Origin of the sequence: Microlunatus endophyticus (genome assembly GCF_014646195.1) — a bacterium.
Taxonomy (GTDB): domain Bacteria; phylum Actinomycetota; class Actinomycetes; order Propionibacteriales; family Propionibacteriaceae; genus Microlunatus; species Microlunatus endophyticus.
The window spans coordinates 235853-257945 of record NZ_BMMZ01000001.1 but is presented as its reverse complement, the minus strand read 5'-3'; the positions used below and the strand labels follow the sequence as shown (position 1 = coordinate 257945).

Here is a 22093-nt window from a genome sequence, read left to right as displayed (position 1 = left end):
AGACATGGCGCGTGCAGGACTCACGGGCGACCGGCTCACGACAGCCGGAGCCGAACTGGCCGATGAGATCGGGTTCGACGCCGTCACGTTGTCCGCACTCGCCCGCAGGTTCGATGTGAAAGTCGCCAGCCTCTACGCCCACCTGCAGGGCTCGGCCGACCTCAGGACCCGGATCGCGCTGCTGGCGTTGGACGAACTGGCCGACCGGACGTCGGAAGCAGTGGCCGGGCGAGCCGGCAAAGACGCCCTGATCGGCTACGCCAACGCCTACCGCGAGTATGCGCAGGCCCACCCCGGCCGGTTCGCGGCGATGCGATTCCCGTTGGATCCGGCCGTCGCGGCGGCCAGCGCCGGACCCCGGCACAGTGCGTTGGCCCGAGCGGTGCTCCGCGGTTATCGCCTGCCCGAGCGCGACCAGACCCACGCCGTCCGCCTCCTGGGCAGCCTGGTTGCCGGCTACACCGCACTCGAACTGGGCGGCGGCTTCGCCCACAGCCAACCGTCGTCCGAGGAGAGCTGGACCCGAGCTCTCGGCGCCCTCGACCACCTACTCAGGAATTGGCCACCATCATGATCAGCACCCCCATCACCGCCGAACTGCTACGCGGCGCCATCGACGTGGAGCAGACCGCAGACGGTGTGCTGCCGCATCGACTTCCCGTCTGGGCCCGCGCACAGTACTCCGATCCGCAGCTTTCGATGGTCGAGTCCCAGCCGTCCGGTGTACGGGTGGTCTTCCGCACCGCGGCGACCGTGGTCGAGCTGGAGACGCGGCCGACCAAGCGCGACTATCCTGGCCTGCCGGCCCGTCCCGACGGCCGATACGACCTGTACGTCGACGACGAATTCGTCGCCAGCACGTCGATCTCCGGTGGCAACACCATGATCATGAGCTTCACGACGGCACCCGAATTCCACGCCGGCCGGAGCTCCGTCGCGCATTTCGGCGGACTGGATGCCCGGGACAAGATCATCGCGATCTGGCTGCCCTGGGACGAGACCACGGAGTTGATCACTCTCCGCACCGATGCGCCGGTCGAGCGGATCACGGACACCAGCAGGCCGGTGTGGCTGCATCACGGCAGTTCGATCAGCCACGGCTCCAACGCCGCCGGCCCCAGCAGCACCTGGCCGGCCGTGGCCTCGCGAGCGCTCGATCTGGAGTTGATCAATCTCGGACTGGGCGGCAGCGCGCTGCTCGATCCGTTCGTCGCCCGTACGATCCGGGACCTGCCGGCCGACCGGATCAGCATCAAGATCGGCATCAATCTGGTCAATGCCGACCTGATGCGGCTGCGAGCATTCGTGCCGGCCGTGCACGGCTTCCTGGACACCATCCGCGACGGTCATCCCGACACGCCGCTGTTGATCATCTCCCCCATCCATTGCTCGATCCACGAGCAGACGCCGGGGCCGTCGATGCCTGATCCGGAGGCCTACGCGCGAGGCGAGCTGCGGTTCCTGGCTGCCGGCGACCCCGCCGGGGTCGCTGCCGGGCAGCTCACCCTGGCCGTGATCAGGGAGCAGCTGGCCGCGATCGTCGCGCAGCGTTCGGCAGGTGATCACCAGCTGGGTTACCTGGACGGCCTCAGTCTTTACGACGAGGCGGACCTCGTCGATCACCCGCTGCCCGACAACCTGCACCCCGATGCCGAGACCCACCGGTTGATCGGCGAGCGGTTCGCCGCCCTCGGGTGGCCCGACCGAGCCGTGCGGCAGGAGTGAGGGCTAGTGGGATTCGCGGCCGACCACAGGGCCGGTCCTTCCGACCAGGAAATCAAGATCGACCCCGGTATCGGCCTGCTGCACGTGATCGACGTACAGCCGCTCCCAGCCGCGGGCCGGACTCGCGAGTCCGTCGGCGAAGGCGGCCGGCGGCGTACGCGAAGCCAACTCGTCGTCGGTCACCTCGAGGGTGATCGTCCGGGCCCGGACGTCGAGACTGATGATGTCGCCGGTCCGCACCAGCGCCAGCGGGCCGCCGGCGGCGGCCTCCGGCGCCACGTGCAGCACGACCGTCCCGTACGCCGTCCCGCTCATCCGGCCGTCGCAGACCCGGACCATGTCGCGAACGCCCTGCTCGAGCAGCTTCTTGGGGATGGGCAGGTTCGCCACCTCGGGCATGCCCGGGTAGCCCTTGGGACCGCAACCGCGTAGCACCAGCACCGAATCGGCGTCCACATCAAGATCAGGATCGTCCAGCCGGGCCCGGACGTCCTCGATCGAGTCGAAGACCACGGCCCGGCCGCGGTGCTGCAGCAACTGCGGCGAGGCGGCCGCAGGCTTGATGATTGCACCGGCCGGTGCGAGATTCCCTCGCAGTACAGCGATCCCAGCCCGTTCCTGGACCGGTTGATCGCGTTCAGCGATCACGTCGGTGTCGTAGATCTCGTTGTCGGCCAGGTAATCGACCAGCGGTTCACCGGTGACGGTGATCGCGGTCGGATCCAGGAGATCACGGACCTGCTGCAGCACCGCCAGCGGACCACCGGCCCGGAACAGGTCCTCCATCAGATACTTGCCGGACGGTTCGAGATTGGCCAGCAGCGGCACGTCCATGCCGATCCGGTCGAAGTCCTCCAGCGACAGATCGATCCCAAGCCGTCCGGCCAGTGCGAGCAGATGCACCACCGCGTTGGTCGAACCGCCGACCGCCGCCAGGGCGACGATCGCGTTGTGGAAGGACGCCTTGGTGATCACATCGCTGGGCCGCCGCCCGGTCCGGACAAGATCAACAGCCAGCCGTCCGGTGGCGTGCGAGGCCTCCAGCAGCCGGCTGTCCGGCGCCGGCGTGCCGGCGACCCCCGGCAGCGTCATGCCGAGTGCCTCAGCCACCACAGCCATCGTCGAGGCGGTGCCCATGGTGTTGCAGTGGCCGCGGCTTCTGATCATGGACGACTCGGAGCGCCGGAACTCCGCCGCGTCCATACCGCCGGCCCGGACCTCCTCGCTGAGCTTCCAGACATCGGTTCCGCAGCTGATCGGACGGCCGCGGAAACTGCCGTTCAGCATCGGGCCACCGGGCACGACGACGGCGGGCAGATCCACCGACGCCGCTGCCATCAGCAGCGCCGGGATGGTCTTGTCGCAGCCGCCGAGCAGCACCAGCCCGTCGATCGGGTTGGCGCGGAACATCTCCTCCATCGCCATCGCGGCGAGGTTGCGCCACAACATCGCGGTCGGCCGGACCAGGGTCTCGCCGAGGGAGACCACCGGCAGGTTGAGCGGGATGCCGCCGGCCTCGTACACGCCCCGCTCGACCGAACGGGCAATCTGGTCGAAATGGCTGTTGCAGGGCGTCAGATCCGATCCGGTGTTCGCGATCGCGATCTGCGGCCGACCGTCGAACGCGTCCGGCGGCAGTCCGCGCCGCATCCAGGCACGATGGATGTAACCGTCCTTGCCCTCGGCGGCGTACCAGTGGTCACTGCGCAACATCAGTGCTCCGCGACATCAGCACAAGGGCCACCATCAGCCGGGGAGCAGACCTTCCTGGGACTCCTCCAGCAACTGGCGCACCTCGGCGACCGAGGCGTCTGCGGCAGGCAGGATCAGATCGGAATCCTCCAGCGCGTCGTCGGCCACCGGTTCGCCCTCGGCCAGGACCCTGGCGTGCAGTTCGGTGAGCGCTGCGGTCAGCGCCTCCTGGTCGCCGGCCGCGACAGCCTTCTCGATCGTGTCATCGGTCGAGTTGAGCTCGGCGACCGCTGCGTCATCGATCCTGAACTGACCTTCGCCCAGGATCCGGATGATCATCGGACCTCTCCCGGACTGGGCTGGCTCGGAGTGGGTTGACCGGCCTGGATCTGCTCGCTGGTCTGCTCCTGCTGGGTAGGTGCGGCGGCCGGCTGGTCCGCCTGACCCTCGATCGCCGGAGCAGCAGCGGCCGGGCCGCCGGTCAGCTCGGCCTTCATCGCCGCCAGTTCGTTCTCGACGTCGGAGGTGGAGGCCATCCGCTCCAGCTCCATGGTGATGTCGTCCTTGGTGCTGCCGGTCGGATCGTTGAGCACGCCGCTGGCGATCAGCTCGTCCACCGCACCGGCGCGGGCCTGCATCTCGGCGGTCTTGTCCTCGGCCCGCTGGATCGCCAGGCCGACATCGCCCATCTCCTCGCCGATGCCGGTGAAGGCCTCGTTGATCCGGGTCTGGGCCTCGGCCGCCGAATACGTCGCCTTGATCGTCTCCTTGCGGGTCCGGAACGAGTCGACCTTGGCCTGCAGCCGCTGCGAGGCGCGGACGAGCTTCTCCTCCTCGCCCTGCAGCTGGGCGTGCTGGGTCTGCAGGTCGCCGAGCTGCTGCTGCAGGCCGGACTTGCGGGTCAGCGCCTCGCGGGCGAGATCCTCGCGATTGACCTCGAGGGCCTTCTTGGCCTGTTCGTTGAGCTTGTCGATCTGGTTGTTCAGACCGTTGGCCTGGAGCTCGACCCGCTTGCGGCTGGTGGCGACGTCGGCCACCCCGCGACGTACCTTCTGCAGCAACTCGAGCTGACGTTGGTAGGAGTAGTCGAGGGTCTCCCGGGGGTCTTCGGCCCGATCGAGGGCCTTGTCCGCCTTGGCGCGGAAGATCATCGACATCCGCTGGAATATTCCGCTCATCTGCTCTCCGCTGATCGTTACGTTTCTGACTCGATTGGCCTGACACGATTAGCGTCCAGCTTATGCCCGCCGCAGGAGCACGACATCTCCGCGCACCGGGTAGTTTCGTAAATGGGTTGTCACCCTGACACAATCCCGGGGTTGACCGGCCGTAGGACAAGGAGCGCTGGGTCGTGGCATTCTTCCGCCGCAAGAACGAATCCTCCGTACCGGAGGAGCCGGAGCAGGTGACCGTCGAGTCGCTGTCCGGCGCCCGCAAGAAGGGCACCGCGACGCCGACCCGCAAGCAGGCCGAGGCCGCGCGCCGCGAGCGGCTGACCAAGCCGGTCGACAAGAAGGACGTCGCCCGCCAGCAGCGGTCCGAGCGCCAGAAGGCGATGGCGGCCCGGGACAACACGCCGGAGAAGGCGCTGGCCCGCGACTACGTCGACTCCCGCCGCAACATGGGCGAATTCCTGCTGCCCGGCATGATCATCATCCTGGCGGCCACTCTGGGCTACTCGATCGCGCCGGCGATCTCGATGTTCGCGACGATCTTCATGTACGTGTTCATCGCGGCCATGATCGTCAGCTCCTATCTGCTGTGGCGGGGCTTCAAGAAGCTGCTGGCCGAGCGGCTGCCGAGGTCGAGCACCCGCGGACTGATGATGTACGTGATCAACCGCTCGATCCAGTTCCGCCGGTTCCGGATGCCCGCTCCGCGGATCAAGCGCGGCGAGCCCTTCTGATTCCTGCCTGGGTAAGGTGCGCAGCACCATGTTCAGTGCACTCAGCCATCTCGACTGTTCCCGCACCTGCGAGCGGTACGACGCCGACCAGGTCCAGGGGGTCAGCGCGGCCGGGGTGCCGTTGCTGGCCCGCTACGACCTCGAGCAGGTCGCCCGGTCGGTGACCCGGGAGGAGATCGCCTCCCGACCGCCGACGCTGTGGCGCTACCACGAGGTGCTGCCGGTCCGGGATCGGGCCAACGTCGTCAGTCTCGGCGAGGGCATGACCCCGCTCACCGCCCTACCTCGTTACGGCGCGGCGATCGGGCTGCCCCGGCTGCTGATGAAGGACGAGGGGCTGATCCCGACCGGCTCGTTCAAGGCCCGGGGTGCTGCAGTCGGAGTCTCCCGGGCGTACGAACTCGGTGTCACGGGCGTGGCGATGCCGACCAACGGCAACGCCGGCGCCGCCTGGGCGACCTATGCGGCCCGTGCGGGGCTGGACTGCCTGATCGCGATGCCGGTCGACGCGCCATCGATCACCCGGACCGAGTGCGTCGCCTCCGGCGCCGAGCTGTACCTGGTCGACGGCCTGATCGGCGATGCCGGCAAGCTGGTCAATGCCGCGGTCGGATCCCGGTCCGGCTACCAGGAGGTGTCCACCCTCAAGGAGCCGTACCGGCTCGAGGGCAAGAAGACGATGGGCTACGAGATCGCCGAACAACTCGGCTGGCGGATGCCCGACGTGATCGTCTACCCGACCGGCGGCGGCGTCGGCCTGATCGGCATCGACAAGGCGATCCGGGAGCTGCAGGAGCTGGGCTGGATCGGCGACAAACTGCCGAAGCTGGTCGCAGTCCAGGCCGAGGGCTGTGCGCCGATCGTCGAGGCGTACGAGTCCGGTGCCGAGGTCAGCGAACCCTTCCCGAACGCGCATACGGTCGCCTTCGGCATCACGGTCCCGAAGGCGCTCGGCGATTTCCTGGTCCTGGACGCAGTACGCCGCACCGACGGCACCGCAATCGCCGTCTCCGACGCCGACCTGCTGGCCGAGCAGCGGGCATTGGCCTCGGCCGACGGCGCCTTCATCTGCCCCGAAGGCGCGGCCTGCATGGCAGCCGTGAAGCAACTGCGGGAATCCGGCTGGCTGTCCGGATCCGACGAGGTCGCTGTGCTCAACACCGGCGCCGGGCTGAAGTATCCGGAGACTATCCCGGTCGACGTCTCGACGCTGCCGGTCGATGGGCGGATCCCGGATCCGGCCTGAGAGTCTCCGCGTCCAGCCAGAGACCACGGTCCGGCATCAGCTCCGCAGCCCGGCTCCAGAACTCCTCCCGGATGTCCTGCTCCAGCGACGACAGCAGCTTGCCGATGCGCTCCGGCTTCGAGAAGCCCACCACGGTGGTGTCGATCCGCGGATCGCGGAGCGACAACTGCACGGCAGCATCCGGAAGGGACACTCCGAGCTCGTCGGCGAGATCGTGCAGCTGTGCCGCCGCCGCGAGGATCTCCGGACGCGCGGGCCTGAACCCGTAGAGCGGCTTGGCGTTGCGGTTGGCGAGCAGCCCACCGCCGAGCACCGCCGCATTCGCCACGCCCATGCCTGCTTCCGTGGCGCGGTCGATCAGCTCGTCCGCACCGCGGTCGAGGAAAGTCAATCGGGAGTGAGTCAGGAGCACCTCGAAGACGCCGAGGTCAAGCATCCGGTGCAGTGTCGGCGTATGCCCGCCCGCAACGCCGAGGTGACCGATGGTCCCCTCGTCCCGCAACGCGACGAGCGCCTCGACCGCTCCGCCCGGCAGGCCGAACTGCTCGACCGGGTGGAATTCCGGATCGTGCAGCTGAACCAGCGGGAGGATGTCCAGGCCGAGGCGGTCCTGGCTCTCCTTGACGGAGTCGCGGATGCGTCGACCCGAATAGTCGCCGTCGCAGGCGTCGACTTTCGTGGCGACCAGGAAGTCTGCGGGCAGCCCGCCCTCCTCGCGAATTCCGACGCCGATCCGCCGCTCGCTCTTACCGCCGGAATACCCGTTGGAGGTGTCGACCGCCCGGATCGGACTGTGCAGGAGTTTGCGCACCAGATCGATCCCCTGGTGGTCGGGCACGTCATAACCGAAGAGCTTCGGCATGCCGCCGATCGGCCCGCCACCGGCCGTGATGGCGGACACGGACAACCCGGTACGCCCGAACGGGCGGATCCATTCGGGTGAGGACGGCGTCACCGCGGCGCTCATGCATCACCGATCGGATAGGAGACGTAGCCGAACCGGGTCGAGTCAGGTGACCAGCTGTTGACGTTGATGGTGCCCTGGCCTCCCGGGACCGGGATCCGCGCCAGCGGCGTCGTCCAGTCCTTCGTGTCCACCAGGACCAGATTCACCGGCAGGTCCGCGGGGTGCCCCTGGGTCCCGGGCGGGAACTCGATGTAGACCGCCTTCGACCCGTCGGGCGACAGGTGCGGGAACCAGTCGACGGTGCCGCTCTCGACCAGACGCTCCAGGTCGCTGCCGTCCTCCCGGATGCGGCAGATCTGGGCATGCCCGGGCTCGGTGGCCCAGTGCTCGCTGTTGAGGTAGATCCACTCCCCGTCCGGCGACCACTCCGGGCCGTCGATATGACCGACGCCTGTGTCGACGAGCGTCGGCTCTCCGCCGGTCGCGGCAAGAACCATCAGCACCCCCGGTGCGCCGGGGCCGGACAGCTGCACATAGGCCAGGCGCTGCCCGTCCGGCGATACCCCGTGCAGGAAGTGCCGGAGTCCGTCCTCGGGAGTGATCTTCTCGACCGGACCGCCGCTCGGCGCCGCCCGATAGATGTGGCCGTCTGCCGCGGACAGGTAGATCGACTCCCCGTCGGGGGCGAGCACGTGATCATTGTTGATCTCCGGCAGACCATCATGAGCAACCGGTTCCGGTGACGCGCCTTCCCGTGGCGCAAGGGACCACAGGACACCGTTGCCGTTGAGCAGCAGGGTCTCACCGTCCAGCGACCAGTTAGGAGCTTCCAGCAGGATCTCGGCACTCTCCAAGATCACGATGTCGGTCCCGGTACGCGCGTCGTGCACCTGCACCCGGGTGAGCTGGCCACGCCGGAGCGAGCGATAAGCCATGACGACAGCCCTCCCTTATGCCGCGGCGTCGGGGCCGGCGGCCAGCCAGGCCGCTCCGTGAACCTCGACGACCATCAGCAGCACGTTGTCGCGTTTGATGCCGAGCTTGGCGAGTTCATCGGCGATCGCGCCCATCGCCGCCTGCTTGAGTTCGTCACTGTAGCCGACCTGCGCCAGCAGCTCGATGAAGATGATGTCGTCGCGCTGGTGGTAGGGATGGGTCGGCGAGAACACGAGCTCGCCCGGCTCGTGCAGTCGGAAGATCTGGAAAAGGTCGTCCCTGGGCATGCCGAGCCCGGTCACCATCCCCTCCAGGATGGCGTCGCTGAACTCCTTGAGCCGGGGCTGGTGGACCTTGTGCAGATCGATGCGTGCGTGAGGCAAGGGTCGTCCCTCCTGTGGGATCGGCAGGTGATGGTGAATGGGTGGTGCTACTTGAGTGCGCCGGCGGCGAGTCCTCGTTCGAAGAACCTCTGCAAAAAGATGTACGCAATCACGATGGGCAAGCCGACGACGACCGCCGACGCCAGGACCTTCGTCTGATCGTTGTTGTACTGGCCGATGAAGTACGACGGCACCAGGGTGACGGTCTGCTGCTCCGGGCTCTGCAGGAAGAGAAGTGGGAACAGATATTCGTTCCAGGAGTTGATGAAGACCAATACGCCGACGGCAGCGATGATCGGCCTCGTGAGCGGCAGCATGACGTGCCAGAAGATCTTCAGGACGTTCGCTCCGTCAACACGTGCCGCCTCGATCAGCTGATCAGGAATGCCGTCGACGAAGTTGCGTGCCAGCAACACGGTGAACGGCACCTGCAGCGCGGCAACAGGGACGATCACCGCCCACAGGGTGTTGTAGGCGCCGAGCCGGGTCACTGTGGCGAACAGCGGGGCCAGCAGGACGACGCCCGGCAACGTGAGGCAGGCGAGCAGGGCCCAGAAGAAGATTTCCTTGCCGGGAATGCGCAACTTCGAGAACCCGAACGATGCAGTCATGGTGCAGATCAGCACGAGAACGATCACCGCGGCGGCGATGATCGCGCTGTTCACGAAGAAGCCCGGCAGCAGGGGAAGGGAGAGCACGGTGGCGTAGTTGCCCCACCCCTGGCCCGCGAGCGATCCCTGCACCATCGCCACCAGAGGGAATACGAACGGGATCACCAGGACCGAGAGCAGGATCTGCAGCCAGACCCGGGTGGATGTGCGGCGGATCTCAAACATCGGCCCGCTCCCCTCTTCGTCCACCCGTGTTGATGATGATCGCCGCGACGATGGCCAGCACGAGCAGGACGATCGAGATTGCGGCGCCGTAGCCGACTTGCGCGTACGAGACGCTGACCCGGTAGATCAAGGTTCCGAGGAATTCGGTGGCATAGCTCGGTCCGCCACCGGTGACCAGGAACGGGATGTCGAAGGTCTTGAGTGACCCGATCGCCGTGAGAATGGCGATCGCAATCGTCGTGCCCCTGACACTCGGCCAGATGATGGAGCCGATGATCCGCAGATTCCCCGCCCCGTCGATGCGAGCGGCTTCGATCGTCTCCGGATCGACCTGGCCGACCGCTGCGTAGTACAACACGAAGGTCACGCCCGTGGACTGCCAGACATGGACCATGATCACGATGATCAGAGCGAAGGCTCCGTTGGCCATCCACGGCCGGGCAAGGCTGTCGAGCCCGACCGCCTGCAGGATGTCGTTCAGCACACCGTCGGCGGCGAAGATCTGGCGGAACACCGGCGCCACCGTGGCCGTCGCCAACACGACCGGGATGAAGATCAACACCTTGTAGAAGGTGCGCAGGTAGAGCTTGGAATGCAGCAGGCAAGCGAAAACCAGGCCGAGCACCACCTGCATCACGAAGGTCGACACGGCGAAGATCACGGTGTGGATGATCGATCGCCAGAAGATCGGGTCGTGGAACAGGTGCACGAAGTTCTCGACGCCGACCGACTGCTGCAACGGGCTGGTGCCGTCCCAGTCGAGGGTGGAGATGTAGCCGGTGTAGCCGATGCAGTAGTACAGGGTTCCCACCGAGAAGATCAGCGCGGGGAGGATCCACGGCCAGCCGGGCGGCGACTTCAGCCGCCGCCCGGTGGAGCCGGGCGTACGAGCAGTCATGTCACGGATCTCCGGCGCCTAGTGGACCTGACCGGAATCCGCCGCCGCCTGGATCGTGTCAGCAACCTGCTTCGCACTCTTCGAGCTGTTGACCATGGCTTGTTCTGCATCGATCAGCGCCTGGCTCACCTCTGCTGACATACCGATGTTGCGCGGCGCCGTCGACTCCTCGAGTTGCTTCTCCTGTGCCTGGAGCACGGACAGCTGGGCCTTCGGATTCACCAGGCTGACCTTGTCCCACTGCGGGCCGACGTCCTTGCCTTTCAGAGTCGGGAACTCGTCAAGGTTGTTCGCCACGACGTGGGCACCCTCAGGCGTGTTGCCGAGCCACAGTGCAAAGGTGACGGCTGCGTTCAGGTGCTTGGACTTCAGATTCACGGCCTGTCCGGCATCCGGGTCGGAGTAGACCGTCATCGGGATGCCTTTCCCGCTGACGTCCGGGAACGGAACCGGCATGATGGTGACCTTCTTCGAACCGGCCGGCACACCCGCCCCTTCCAAGGCGGCGTCGAGGCTGTCGTTGGTGGCGTACTGCGAGTACCAGGTGCCCATCTGGACCATCGGGACCTTCCCGGACAGGAAGGCGTTGTTCACATCGGGGTACTGCTGTACGCCCACCGCACCCTTGTCCAGAATCCCCTCGTCCTGCAACGTCCTGAGCTCCTGCAGCGCCGTGACGAAAGCGGGCGAATTCCACTTTCCCTTACCGGACAGCGCATTCGGCCAGGCGTTCGGGTCGACGTTGTTGACCAGCGAATGCAGGGTGTCGGTGCCGAAACTCGACGTCGACGCCAGGCCCTCCTGGAAGCAGCCGAGGCCCTTGGACCGGAAGGTGGCGCACAGGGTCTTCCACTCCGCCAGGTTCGTCGGCGGCTTCAGGCCGTACTTGTCGAACATATCCTGGTTGATCCACATCATGCCCGCGCCGACCTTGGCCCACTCCGCAGCGACAAGTCGGCCCTTGACGGTGAAGGCGTTGGCTCCGGGTGCAAAGACTTTGGACTTCCAGTCGTCGCCCAGCAGCTTCTTCATGGCCGGTGTGAGGTCGTAGGCGTACGGGGCGAAAGCCTGGGCCGAGTGCGATCCGCTGGCATTGACGGTGAACACGTCAGGTCCGTCGTTCGAGGCGAGCGCCGGCCGCAGGACCGCCGCCAGCTGATCGCTGTTGATCTTCTTGTACGTCACCTTGATGTTCGGATAGACCTTGTTGAACGCCGCGATCTCGCGCTCGGCAAGGTCATTGTCCGGGGTCCAGCTCCACCAGTTGAGGGTGCCGCTGGTGGCTGAACCTCCGTCGGAGGTGCTCTTGGACGGCCCACACCCGGCGAAGGTCATCGCAGTCACGGCAAGGACGGTGGTGCCTGCGAGCACGGCCCGGATGTGCTTCAAGCGAGGAAACATCGTTGGTTCTCCCTTGTGAGATGCCGGCTGGCCCGGCGTTCCGACACTGGAACTGACGGCAGATTAAGCGAGATCCCGCGGACTTAGCAATAGATAGTCAAGAAAGTTAGTTGGGTGTGACGGTGCGCGGTGCCAACCGCCGTTGGGCTACTGCGTGTTGAGCTGCGGGGTGAGGCGTCGATGCAGCACCAACGCGGCCGCTCCGAGCGCCGCGATGTCTGCGCTCGCCTCCCGCAACTCCACTTCGACCGGATGGATCGAGCTCATGTACGTCGACCTGACTCGTTCCTGAACCGCTGCGAAATACTCGTCGGCGCCGACCGAAAGGCCGGGCCCGGCGAGGATGATGCGGTCGAGATCCACGATGTTCACCAGGCTGACCACCGCCGTGGCGAGGAATCCCGCCGCCTCTTCGACCGCCTGCTTGGCCACCGGCTCACCCGCTCGAGCCAGGGACGCCACCTTCGAATAGGTGACCGCCGGGGATTCATCGTCCGCGAGACCCCATTCGGTACGCCTGCCCGGGGAGTCCAGCACGGCCTGGGCGATCGCCTGCGGAGTCCCCACGGTGTTCAAGCAGCCGAAGGATCCGCACCAACAGGGCCGGGCGGCCGGGTCCACGAAGCTGTGCCCGATCTCCCCGAAGTGACCGGACCGGCCTCGGTAGGCGTCTCCGTTGATGATCAATCCGACGCCGACGCCGTCAGCCAGGTAGACCAACGCGAAGTCCCGATCGTCCGGCACCCGTCCGGACCAGAACTCTCCGAGCGCGGCGCAGTTCGCGTCGTTCTCCTGCAGGACCTCCAGCCCGGTGAGTTGCTCCAGCCTTCCGGCGACGAAGGGCTGCTGCCACCACGCTTCGAGCGGCGCAGTTCCGGATTCGAAGTGCTCGATGCGTCGACCCGATACGGCGATCCCGAGGCCGATCACCGCATCCTTCGCAACGTCGTTGCGGGACAGCAGTCGAAGCACCTCGTCAGTCACCCTCAGCAGGACTGTCTCGGCATCGTCCTCGCCGGCCCCCGGGATCTCGATGGAAGCCACCTGGCTCCCATCGATGCCGCACAGGGTCGCGACGATGCGGAAGTGATCGAGGATGACGCCCACGGCCCAGCGTCCGGAATTCACGAGTCTCAGCAGAGTCGGCCGCTTGCCGCCGGTCGACTCGGCGTACCCGGCCTCAACGATGACCTTCTCGGCGAGCAGCACCTTCACGGCCTTGGAAATCGTCGCCTCGGTGAGCGCGGACCGCCGAGCCAGCTCCCCACGCGAGATCTCTCCGCTGGAACGGATCAGATCGAGAATCGCGCCCCGAGTCTCCGCGAAGGACCTCCCCCTCCGGCTGCGTGGCACCGGCGATACCGAATCCTTCATGTCCTACCTCGGGCTCTGAACTTTCTGAGCACGATATCCCTAAGTCCCGGAGTCACCCTCCTGTCCAGGACTCCAGATCCGCGCGCATGGTGAGCAGCACCGGCGGCGAGTCGAAGTACGCGATCTGTACATCGATAGCCCGGATGGCCAGGTAGCGACCTGCGGCGTCGATGTGACAGACCGGACCTGCCTCCGCAGCCGAACCGCAAAGAACCCTGCCCGGCCGCCCCGATCAGTGCCGTAGCGGCTCGGATAGGGTGGGTGGCGAGCCCGGCCCACCGTCGCAATCAAGACAAGGAATCCGATGGAGTTTCGTTATCTCGGCAACAGCGGTCTGAAGATCTCCGAGGTCAGCTACGGCAACTGGGTGACCCACGGGTCGCAGGTCGAGGCCGATGCGGCCAAGCTGTGCGTGAACGCCGCGCTGGACGCCGGCATCACCACCTTCGACACCGCCGACACCTACGCCAACACAGCGGCCGAGGTCATCCTCGGCGACGCGCTGGAGGGTCAGCGCCGGGAGAGCCTGGAGATCTTCACCAAGGTCTACTTCCCGACCGGCCCGAAGGGCCCGAACGACACCGGCCTGTCCCGCAAGCACATCACCGAGTCGATCAACGGCTCGCTGAAGCGGCTCAAGACCGACTACGTCGATCTCTACCAGTGCCACCGGTACGATTACGAGACGCCGCTGGAGGAGACGATGCAGGCCTTCGCCGACATCGTCCGGCAGGGCAAGGCGCTCTACATCGGCGTCAGCGAGTGGACCGCCGACCAGCTCCGTGCCGGCCACAAGCTGGCCACCGAGCTGGGATTCCAGCTGATCAGCAACCAGCCGCAGTACTCGATGATCTACCGGGTGATCGAGGGCGAGGTCGTGCCGACCTCCAAGGAGCTCGGCATCAGCCAGGTGGTGTTCTCCCCGATCGGCCAGGGTGTGCTGACCGGCAAGTACAAGCCGGGCGAGCCGCCGCCCGCCGGATCCCGGGCCACCGATCCCAACGGTGGCTCGAATTTCATCCAGCGGCTGCTGGCCGACGATCTGCTGGAGCGGATCCAGAACCTGCTGCCGATCGCTGCCGACGAGGGCCTGTCCCCCGCCCAGCTGGCGGTTGCCTGGGTGCTGCAGAACGACAACGTCGCGACCGCGATCACCGGCGGTTCCAAGCCGGAGCAGGTCAAGGACAACGCCGCGGCAGCAGGCAAGAAGCTGTCGGCGGAAACGCTGGCCCGGATCGACGAGGCGCTGGGTGACGCCGTCGAGCGCGACCCGCAGCGTACCTACGAGACCTCGCCGAAGACCCGGCTGGTCTGATCAGGAGTACCGACGATGAGCTGGCACTGGCAGCCCTCCGCCCGTCCCGGCGCGGGCGCCATCGACACCGCCGAGCTGGGGCTTGATCAACAGTTCCCCAGCCAGGGCGATGCCGAGAGCTGGCTCGGCGAGGTCTACCCCGACCTGATGCAGGCCGGGGTGGACTCCGTCACCTTGTACGAGGACGAGCGCCTGGTCTACGGCCCGATGAGTTTGGAGCCGGAAGGCTGATCGATGGGCGTCAGTCGACGGCTTCGGCCAGCAGCCGCAGCGTCTGTTCGCGGGCTGGGGCGGCATCGGCCGGAGTGTCTTCGTATGCTCCGGCCACCGGATTCACCATCACCTCGTCGACACCGAACTCTTCGGCCAGCGCGATCAACTTCTTGGCCGCGATCCCCGGATCGCCGATCACCCACTTGCCTCGCATCTGCTCGATCAGCAGAGCCTGCGTGCGCAGGTAGTCGTCGGTCTCCGCGGCCTCGACCGTCAGCTGCGGGCTGAGCGGGCGTCCGGTCCGCAGCCCGGCCATCTGCACCAGTTGCGGAAGCGCCAGCCGCTCGGCCTCCTCGGTGGTCTCGGCCACCGACGCGTTGGCGGTCAGGAAGGTCCGGGGCGCATCCAGCAGCTCGGACGGCTTGAAGTTGTCGCGGTAGAGCTGCAGCATCTGCGCGGTGCCTTCGCCGGCGAAGTGGTGGGCGAAGACGTACGGCAGTCCTTGCTCGGCGGCCAGCCGGGCGGAGTAGTCGGAGGATCCCAGCAGCCAGAGGGTGGGGATACTGGTCGCCTTCGGCGTCGCGTGCAGGTCGTAGGTCCGATCCTGCAGCGCCAGGCCGACACCCTCCGGGCTCATCATCATGATCAGGTTGGCGACATGGGTCGGGAACTCCTCGACGATCCCTTCCGTGCCGCCACCACCGTGACGCAGTGCCCAGTTGGTCACCGGGTCCGAGCCGGGAGCTCGCCCGATCCCCAGGTCGATTCGGCTCGGGAAGGCCGACTCCAGCAGGCTGAACTGCTCCGCGACGACCAAAGGTGCATGGTTGGGCAGCATCACACCGCCGGACCCGACCCGGATCCGCTCGGTCGCCGAGGCCAGCAGAGCGATCAACACCGGCGGATTCGTCGACGCGACGGCCGGCATGTTGTGGTGCTCGGCCACCCAGTAGCGGTGGTAGCCGGCTGCTTCGGCGGTGCGCGCAAGCGCGACCGATGCCTGCAGTGCCTGGCTCGTGGTTTGCCCGGTGCGCACCGGGATCAGGTCGAGTACGGACAATCTCACAACCCGTGGCAACCGAGCCGGCACCCGGCCTATTCCCTCGGGCTGGTCCCAGCCCGTTGCTGGGGCTGTCCCCAGCAGCAATCGGCGCGACAGCTTCATGTCGCCGGACCGGCCCGCACCGGCACGCTGATTGTCGTGTTCGCACTCCTTGTTGATCACCGTACGACGGCTGCCGAACCAGCCGTCGAGCTGCCGCTCCCGATCCCCGTCCGTCCCGGTCGCTGCATCCGGCTGGTCGGCCTGTTGTCCTCCGCCGCACTGATCCCGATGATCATCGCGCATGTGATCGGCGCCCGGGTGGTGAACCCGCTGACCGACCCGATCAGCTGGTACGCCTTCGTGCCCGGCGGCGCTGCGATGATCATGGCGGGTGGATCGCTGCTGGCGCTGCTCGGGGCGTTGATCACGATCCGGATGTATCGGGGCGGTCTGGCACGAGGCCCCTGGCCGGCCATCGCGATGGCGATCTTCAGCCTTGCGCTGATCATGGTCGGTCTGTGCCGGACGGGCCGGCCCGACACGGCGACAACGATCGGCTCCACGATCCACCGGATCTGTGCCGGGACCGCATTCGCCGTCCTGCCGGTCGTCGGCCTGATGGTGTCGAGATCGATCACCGAGCCGCGGACCCGGCTGCCACGCCGGCTCCGGCAGTCGGCCTACGGTCTGGCGGCGCTGGTCGGCATCTTCCTGTCCATCCATCTGCCACTGGCCTTCGCCGGTTCAGGCATCGCGGCCTTCGGATTCCTGGAACGAGCCGGATTCGTGATCATGATCGGCTACCTCTTCCTGCTGGCCGCCGTGATCGACCGGGAGGCGGTCAGAACGACCCCGGCAGCCCTGAGGTCGACAGCCCGAGATCCTCGCGGAGCCAGGACTGACCGCCGTCCCGCTCCAGGGCCCGTCGATACTTCTCGATCACCCGTTCCGACGGCCAGCCGTTGACGACCAGCAGGATCTCTGTGATCAGCGCACCGAGCACGAACACCCCGAAGCCGGTATCGAGGAAGACGAAGGCCAGTGCCATGCAGACGATCATCACCGCTTCGGCCAGTGCCAGCCGTAGGAACAGCTTGGACTGGAAGTCGGCCACATAGCTGCGGCGCGGTGTACCGACGGGAATGGCCGCGGCCCGGAATCCGGCCAGGTTCTGCAGCAAGAACGCCACCACGCCCAGCACCACGGGAACCAGGAGTGGCGGTCCGAACCGGACGGTACTGTCCGGCGTGATGAACACGAAGAACATGGCGAACGCGATGAAGATCGGGGCCGCCATGAATGCGCCGACGATCATCCGTAGGGTCATCAAAGCCGCCGCACCGGGAGCGTTGTTCACCCGATAGGAATACCGCACTCAGAGGTCAGCCGTGCGCCGGCACACCCCGGACCACGGCGTCGGTGCCAGTCCGAATTCCTTCTCGATCGCACTCGAGTCGATCACGTACGGGCGCCTCATGATGTAGCTCATCACGCCGAACTGACGCAGATCGGCGTTGACCAGCCCGCCGGCCCGCACCACCAGTCCGGGAAGCCGGTGCATCGCGACCATCGGCCTGCGGGCAGCGGCGAGCACGTCGGTCATCGCCTCCCGTGCCGACCGCGGCGGATTCGTCGGTGCCAGCCAGACCTTCCCGTACGCCTCCGGCCGGTCAGCGACCGCGACCAGCGCCCGGCCGACATCCAGCACGTCGGTCCAGGAATGGGGCTGGTCAGGATCGCCGAGGAACCACACGGCCTTACCCTGCAGGGCAGCCGGCACATTGCGGGTCAGGTGCCCGTTGGCCCCGACGCCTGCCCCGGCGTAGTCGGAGGCTCGCACCTCGACGGCCCTGATCCGGCCCTGATCATGGAGCCGCTTGGCCTCGGCCCACATGCCGGCGCGGATCCGGCCGTTCTTCTCGGTCGCGACATCCGGAAGGTCCTCGGTCATCACCTGGTTGACCGGGCCGTACGCGTACAGGCTCGACGCACTGACCAGCGCCGCTCCCGTGGCCTCCGCCGTGCGGAGCAGGCTGGACCACAGCTGGGGCCAGACCTTCTCCCAGCTGCCGTAGTGACTGGGATTGGCGCAGTTGTAGAGCGCCGCGGCCCCGGTGGCGATCTCGGTGAGCCGGTCCGGGTCCGACGCGTCGGCGGCGATCCGCTCGACACCGTCGAGCCGTGGCCCGCTGCCACTGCGGGTGACGGTGATCACCTGGTGCCCTGCTGCCACCAGCAACCGGGCGGCCTCGGTGCCGACCGGGCCGGCCCCGACGACGACGTGCTTGCTCATGATCGTTCTCCTTCAGTTCGGTAATACGAGAGCACTGCTCTCAAACGAGAGCATCGCACGCATGGTTGCGGAAATCAAGAGCACTGCTCACAATTGATAGCATGAGTCCGACATCTGCACCCCGCACCGCCCGGGCACTGGCCCGGCAGGAGCTCACCAGCGCGATCACCGATGCAGCCCGCACACAACTCGCCGAGGTCGGGCCGGCCGCGCTGTCGGTGCGGGCGGTCGCCCGCGAGCTCGGTATGGCCTCGTCGGCGGTCTACCGCTATGTCGCGAGCCGTGACGAACTGCTGACGAATCTGATCATCGTCGGCTACACCGAGCTCCGCCACACCGCCGGGGACGCCGACCAGTCCGTACGACGGCGTACCGACTTTCGTGGGCGCTGGCAGGCGTTCGCCCGCGCAGTCCGACGCTGGGCCCTCGATCATCCGCACGAGTACGCGTTGATCTACGGTTCGCCGGTCCCCGGCTATGCAGCACCGCGGACGACCGTCGAACCGGCCATCCAGGTCCTCCGGGTGCTGACAGAGCTGCTGCGGGACATCCAGGACCACGACGCGGCACCCGAACCGCTGCCGGTCCCCCGGGCCCTTCACACGTCGATAACCGGAATGCGCGAATTCGGCGAAGGGATCAGCGACGACCTACTGGTCCGGGGCATGATGGCCTGGGGCGGTTTGCTCGGCAGCATCTCACTGGAGCTCTTCGGGCACCTGGTCGGCGCCGTCGACGACACCGACGCCTATGCGGAGGCGGTGATCAACCGGCTCGCGATCGTCTGAGCGGATCGATACCCGTCAGCTGTCCGACGCGCCATCGGTGGCACTCAACGGCTCGGCGATGTCCTCCAGCGATTCGTTCTCGGCCTTGACTCCGAAGATCAACTCCGCGACACCACCGAGCGCCATCACCCCGGCCGCGACCAGGAAGCCGATCGCCACCGGGCCACGATGCCCGCTCCCGATCAGCGAACCGAACATCAGCGGACCGACGATGCCACCGAGCCCGGTGCCGACGGCGTAGAAGAAGGCGATCGCCAACGCCCGGGTCTCCATCGGGAAGATCTCGCTGACGGTCAGGTAGGCAGCGCTGGCCCCGGACGAGGCCAGGAAGAAGGTCAACGACACCGCGACGATGAAGGCCGCCTCGCCGCCCCACTGCCGGTAGAAGATCCAGGTCAGCGGCAGCGTCAGTACCGCGGAGCCGAGGTAGGCGATCGTGATCATCGGCTTGCGGCCGACGGTGTCGAACAACCGGCCCAGCAGCAGTGGACCGAGCAGATTCCCGACCGCATAGATCACCAGGAAGATCGGCACCGTGCCCGAGGCAGTGCCGAAGAAGCCGCTCAGCAGCGTGCCGAGGTTGAAGGTGATGCCGTTGTAGATGAAGGCCTGCCCGACGAAGAGGGCCAACCCCAGCACCGCGCGCCGGGGATAGCGCTTGAAGGCGGTCCGGGCGATCTCGCGGAACGGGATCCGCTGCCGCTGCCGGATCTCGATGGTCTCCTCCGGATCGTCGAGCTCCTGTCCGGTCTCCTCGGCCACCTCCCGTTCGATCCCGGCGACGATCCGCTCGGCCTCCTCGTCGCGGCCGTGGATGAAGAGCCAGCGCGGGCTCTCCGGGACGTGGCGGCGGACGACCAAGATCACCAGACCCAGGACGGCGCCGATCCCGAAGGCGAACCGCCAGCCGATGTCGGACGGGAACACCGACGAGAGCAGGAAGACGACCAGCGCCGAGCCGACTGCTGCACCGAGCCAGTAGGTGCCGTTGATGATCAAGTCGATCCGGCCGCGCAACCGCGCCGGGATCAGCTCGTCGATCGCGGAGTTGATCGCCGAATACTCGCCGCCGATCCCTGCACCCGTGAAGAATCGGGCCAGGTAGAAGTACCAGGGGGCGAAGGAGAAGGCGGTCGCAACCGTGGCGACGATGTAGAGGCCGAGCGTGATCAGGAAGAGTTTCTTGCGGCCGAACCGGTCGGTCAGCTGTCCGAAGACGAGCGCGCCGACACAGGCGCCGACGATGTAGACGGCGGCGGCGATCCCGATCTGGCCGGCCTGCAGGCCGAGGCCGCTGCCGGATTCGGTCAACCGGGAGGCGACCGAGCCGACCATCGTGACCTCGAGACCGTCCAGGATCCAGACCGTTCCCAGGCCGATCAAGACCCGGCGGTGGAACTTCGACCAGGCCAGGCGGTCCAGGCGGGCAGGGATGTTCGTACGGATCGTGGTTGACGCTTCGGCCATGTCCGGCAGGTACCCGACCGGACGCCGCGCTCACGCGGTTAGGCTCGAAGGGTGCCGACGCCGCAATACATCCTCGACCTCCGCGAGAAGATCGGGACCGCACCGCTGCTGCTGCCGGGAGTGCAGTCGGTCGTCTTCGACGACCGGCAGGACCCCACATCGGTGCTGCTCGGCCGGCGGGCCGACAACGGCCGCTGGCATCTCCCCGCCGGCATCATGGAGCCCGACGAACAGCCTGCCCAGGCCCTGGTCCGCGAGGTGCTGGAGGAGACCGGCGTCGAGATCGCGATCGACCGCCTGGTCAGCCTGGTCACCCAGCCCGCCACGGCGTACGCGAACGGGGATCAGGTCCAATTCCTCAACTGCACCTTCCGCGGGCACTATCTGTCCGGCCAGGCACACGTCGCCGACGACGAATCGATCGACGTCGGCTGGTACCCGCTCGATCACCTGCCGGACGACCTCGCAGAAGGTGGCCGGGAGATGATCACCCGGGCGCTGCCACTGGAGGGCGTGCCCTACTTCGTCGCCTGATGGACGAACGGAGGTTTGGTGATCACGAATTCGCTGGCGCGGCCGCGGATGTCGATCAGCACGGTGCTGTTGAGCTTGAGTTTCGGGTCGACCAGCGCCAGCGCGATGCCGGTCTTCAGGGTGGGCGAGAAGGTGCCGGACGTGACCTCGCCGAGCACCGTCCCGGCGTTGTCGACCACCTGCATGTGCGGCCGCGGGATACCGCGCCCGACGGCCTTCAGCCCTCGCAGCGTACGGCTCGGGCCGGCCGCTCGTTCTGCCTTCAGCGCCCCGGCGCCGAAGAAGGTCTCCTTGTCCCAGCCGACCGCCCAGCCGAGCCGGGCCTGCACCGGACTGATCTCGGTGCTGATGTCCTGGCCGTGCAACGGATAGGCCATCTCGGTCCGCAGGGTGTCCCGGGCGCCGAGTCCGGCGGGCTGGATCGCGTACGCCTGGCCGGCGCCGATGATCTTGTCCCAGACCAGGCCGGCGGAGGCACTGGGCGCGACGAGCTCGTAGCCCCGCTCGCCGGTATAGCCGGTCCGGCAGACGGTGAGCGGGACGCCGTCGAGCTCGGCGAGCTCGAAGGACATGTACTCGTGCCCGACCGGCAGCCCGGCGGCCCGTAGCACGTCGTCGGACCTGGGACCCTGGACCGCCAGCACGACGAAATCGTCGTGCTCGTTGGTGACCGTGATTCCTTCGGGCGCCGCGGCGGCGAGCAGGCCGACGACGGTCGCGGTGTTGGCGGCGTTGGGGATCAGGAAGACCTCGTCGTCGCTCTTCAGATAGGCGATCAGGTCGTCCACGACACCGCCGGACTCGGTGCAGATCAACGTGTACTGCGCCTTGCCGGGGTTGATCTTGGCCAGGTCGTTGGTCAGGCAGCGATTCACGAAGCCGGCTGCGCCCGGGCCGGCGACGGTGGCCTTGCCGAGATGGCTGACATCGAAGATCCCGACCCCGTTGCGGACTGCCGTGTGCTCGGCGATGACACCGGCGCCGGTGTACTCCAGCGGCATCGACCAGCCCCCGAACTCCGCAAACTTGGCACCCAGCGCCCGATGACGATCATTCAAGGGTGACAGCTTCAAACCAGCGTTCAGCTCGGGGTTCTTCTCGGCGCTCATGGAAGGCGAACCTATCTCACGGCGG

23 protein-coding genes are annotated in these 22093 nt (G+C 67.0%); 9 read left to right on the top strand and 14 right to left on the bottom strand.

The genetic code is table 11. The features are described from left to right. The first annotated feature begins 4 nt into the window (after window positions 1-4). Together IEY07_RS01330 and IEY07_RS01325 are read left to right on the top strand one after the other, a co-directional pair. Window positions 5-574 carry a TetR/AcrR family transcriptional regulator gene (locus tag IEY07_RS01330; protein ID WP_188893373.1) on the top strand — a complete coding sequence of 190 codons (570 nt, stop codon included), beginning with the start codon at window positions 5-7 and terminating at the stop codon, window positions 572-574. After that, window positions 571-1725, top strand: a complete 1155-nt coding sequence (locus IEY07_RS01325; RefSeq protein WP_188893372.1) for an SGNH/GDSL hydrolase family protein — start codon at window positions 571-573, stop codon at window positions 1723-1725. The genes IEY07_RS01330 and IEY07_RS01325 overlap by 4 nt, the downstream gene beginning before the upstream one ends. Before the next feature lie 3 nt (window positions 1726-1728). Here the strand turns inward: IEY07_RS01325 and IEY07_RS01320 are convergent, their stop codons facing one another. From IEY07_RS01320 to IEY07_RS01310, 3 genes are read right to left on the bottom strand one after another with little or no spacing between them, the layout of a single operon-like run. Beyond that, on the bottom strand, window positions 1729-3438 hold the full coding sequence (locus tag IEY07_RS01320; protein ID WP_229669592.1) for a dihydroxy-acid dehydratase: 1710 nt from the start codon (window positions 3436-3438) through the stop codon (window positions 1729-1731). A 33-nt stretch (window positions 3439-3471) separates the two neighbouring features. After that, complete coding sequence (gene pspAA, locus IEY07_RS01315) at window positions 3472-3756, bottom strand: PspA-associated protein PspAA (protein WP_188893371.1); 285 nt, start codon at window positions 3754-3756, stop codon at window positions 3472-3474. Next, the gene (locus tag IEY07_RS01310) at window positions 3753-4595 is read right to left on the bottom strand and encodes a PspA/IM30 family protein (protein ID WP_188893370.1); all 843 of its coding nucleotides are present in this window, start codon (window positions 4593-4595) and stop codon (window positions 3753-3755) included. The genes pspAA and IEY07_RS01310 overlap by 4 nt, the downstream gene beginning before the upstream one ends. 173 nt (window positions 4596-4768) lie before the next feature. Here IEY07_RS01310 and IEY07_RS01305 point away from each other — a divergent pair, with 173 nt between their 5' ends. Both IEY07_RS01305 and IEY07_RS01300 read left to right on the top strand, forming a co-directional pair. Further along, entirely contained in the window at window positions 4769-5323 is a 555-nt protein-coding gene (locus IEY07_RS01305; protein WP_188893369.1) for a DUF3043 domain-containing protein, read from the top strand. Between the two features lie 28 nt (window positions 5324-5351). Then, window positions 5352-6569, top strand: a complete 1218-nt coding sequence (locus IEY07_RS01300; RefSeq protein ID WP_188893368.1) for a threonine synthase — start codon at window positions 5352-5354, stop codon at window positions 6567-6569. On the opposite strand, the gene IEY07_RS01295 is transcribed toward IEY07_RS01300, so the two are convergent. From IEY07_RS01295 to IEY07_RS01265, 7 genes are all read right to left on the bottom strand, one after another. Beyond that, window positions 6511-7536, bottom strand: a complete 1026-nt coding sequence (locus IEY07_RS01295) for an aldo/keto reductase (protein WP_188893367.1) — start codon at window positions 7534-7536, stop codon at window positions 6511-6513. The genes IEY07_RS01300 and IEY07_RS01295 overlap by 59 nt on opposite strands. After that, window positions 7533-8411: a TolB family protein gene (locus IEY07_RS01290; protein ID WP_188893366.1), complete on the bottom strand. Its 879-nt coding sequence runs from the start codon at window positions 8409-8411 to the stop codon at window positions 7533-7535. The genes IEY07_RS01295 and IEY07_RS01290 overlap by 4 nt, the downstream gene beginning before the upstream one ends. 15 nt (window positions 8412-8426) lie before the next feature. After that, window positions 8427-8795 carry a tautomerase family protein gene (locus IEY07_RS01285; protein WP_188893365.1) on the bottom strand — a complete coding sequence of 123 codons (369 nt, stop codon included), beginning with the start codon at window positions 8793-8795 and terminating at the stop codon, window positions 8427-8429. A 47-nt stretch (window positions 8796-8842) separates the two neighbouring features. After that, window positions 8843-9631 carry a carbohydrate ABC transporter permease gene (locus tag IEY07_RS01280; protein WP_188893364.1) on the bottom strand — a complete coding sequence of 263 codons (789 nt, stop codon included), beginning with the start codon at window positions 9629-9631 and terminating at the stop codon, window positions 8843-8845. Continuing rightward, entirely contained in the window at window positions 9624-10529 is a 906-nt protein-coding gene (locus IEY07_RS01275; protein WP_188893363.1) for a carbohydrate ABC transporter permease, read from the bottom strand. The genes IEY07_RS01280 and IEY07_RS01275 overlap by 8 nt, the downstream gene beginning before the upstream one ends. Window positions 10530-10547: 18 nt before the next feature. Continuing rightward, window positions 10548-11930 (bottom strand): ABC transporter substrate-binding protein, encoded by a 1383-nt coding sequence (locus IEY07_RS01270; RefSeq protein WP_188893362.1) that lies wholly within the window; start codon window positions 11928-11930, stop codon window positions 10548-10550. Between the two features lie 147 nt (window positions 11931-12077). Next, the gene (locus IEY07_RS01265) at window positions 12078-13283 is read right to left on the bottom strand and encodes an ROK family transcriptional regulator (RefSeq protein ID WP_188893361.1); all 1206 of its coding nucleotides are present in this window, start codon (window positions 13281-13283) and stop codon (window positions 12078-12080) included. A gap of 325 nt (window positions 13284-13608) precedes the next feature. Between IEY07_RS01265 and IEY07_RS01260 the strand changes: the two genes are divergently transcribed. Together IEY07_RS01260 and IEY07_RS01255 are read left to right on the top strand one after the other, a co-directional pair. After that, window positions 13609-14619 carry an aldo/keto reductase family protein gene (locus IEY07_RS01260; protein ID WP_188893360.1) on the top strand — a complete coding sequence of 337 codons (1011 nt, stop codon included), beginning with the start codon at window positions 13609-13611 and terminating at the stop codon, window positions 14617-14619. Between the two features lie 15 nt (window positions 14620-14634). Next, window positions 14635-14850: a hypothetical protein gene (locus tag IEY07_RS01255; protein WP_188893359.1), complete on the top strand. Its 216-nt coding sequence runs from the start codon at window positions 14635-14637 to the stop codon at window positions 14848-14850. Window positions 14851-14860: 10 nt separating this feature from the next. Here IEY07_RS01255 and IEY07_RS01250 read toward each other — a convergent pair whose 3' ends face one another. After that, the gene (locus IEY07_RS01250; RefSeq protein WP_188893358.1) at window positions 14861-15898 is read right to left on the bottom strand and encodes an LLM class flavin-dependent oxidoreductase; all 1038 of its coding nucleotides are present in this window, start codon (window positions 15896-15898) and stop codon (window positions 14861-14863) included. A 135-nt stretch (window positions 15899-16033) separates the two neighbouring features. Here IEY07_RS01250 and IEY07_RS01245 point away from each other — a divergent pair, with 135 nt between their 5' ends. Further along, on the top strand, window positions 16034-16843 hold the full coding sequence (locus tag IEY07_RS01245) for a DUF998 domain-containing protein (protein ID WP_188893357.1): 810 nt from the start codon (window positions 16034-16036) through the stop codon (window positions 16841-16843). A gap of 409 nt (window positions 16844-17252) precedes the next feature. Here IEY07_RS01245 and IEY07_RS01240 read toward each other — a convergent pair whose 3' ends face one another. Next, window positions 17253-18170, bottom strand: a complete 918-nt coding sequence (locus IEY07_RS01240; protein ID WP_229669591.1) for an NAD-dependent epimerase/dehydratase family protein — start codon at window positions 18168-18170, stop codon at window positions 17253-17255. A gap of 101 nt (window positions 18171-18271) precedes the next feature. Between IEY07_RS01240 and IEY07_RS01235 the strand changes: the two genes are divergently transcribed. Then, window positions 18272-18958 (top strand): TetR/AcrR family transcriptional regulator, encoded by a 687-nt coding sequence (locus tag IEY07_RS01235; RefSeq protein WP_188893356.1) that lies wholly within the window; start codon window positions 18272-18274, stop codon window positions 18956-18958. A 15-nt stretch (window positions 18959-18973) separates the two neighbouring features. Here the strand turns inward: IEY07_RS01235 and IEY07_RS01230 are convergent, their stop codons facing one another. Beyond that, window positions 18974-20425, bottom strand: a complete 1452-nt coding sequence (locus IEY07_RS01230) for an MFS transporter (protein ID WP_188893355.1) — start codon at window positions 20423-20425, stop codon at window positions 18974-18976. A gap of 51 nt (window positions 20426-20476) precedes the next feature. Between IEY07_RS01230 and IEY07_RS01225 the strand changes: the two genes are divergently transcribed. Continuing rightward, the gene (locus IEY07_RS01225) at window positions 20477-20959 is read left to right on the top strand and encodes an NUDIX hydrolase (protein WP_188893354.1); all 483 of its coding nucleotides are present in this window, start codon (window positions 20477-20479) and stop codon (window positions 20957-20959) included. On the opposite strand, the gene gcvT is transcribed toward IEY07_RS01225, so the two are convergent. After that, complete coding sequence (gene gcvT, locus IEY07_RS01220) at window positions 20944-22068, bottom strand: glycine cleavage system aminomethyltransferase GcvT (RefSeq protein WP_188893353.1); 1125 nt, start codon at window positions 22066-22068, stop codon at window positions 20944-20946. The two genes, IEY07_RS01225 and gcvT, sit on opposite strands and share 16 nt — an antisense overlap. Between the last annotated feature and the right edge of the window lie 25 nt (window positions 22069-22093).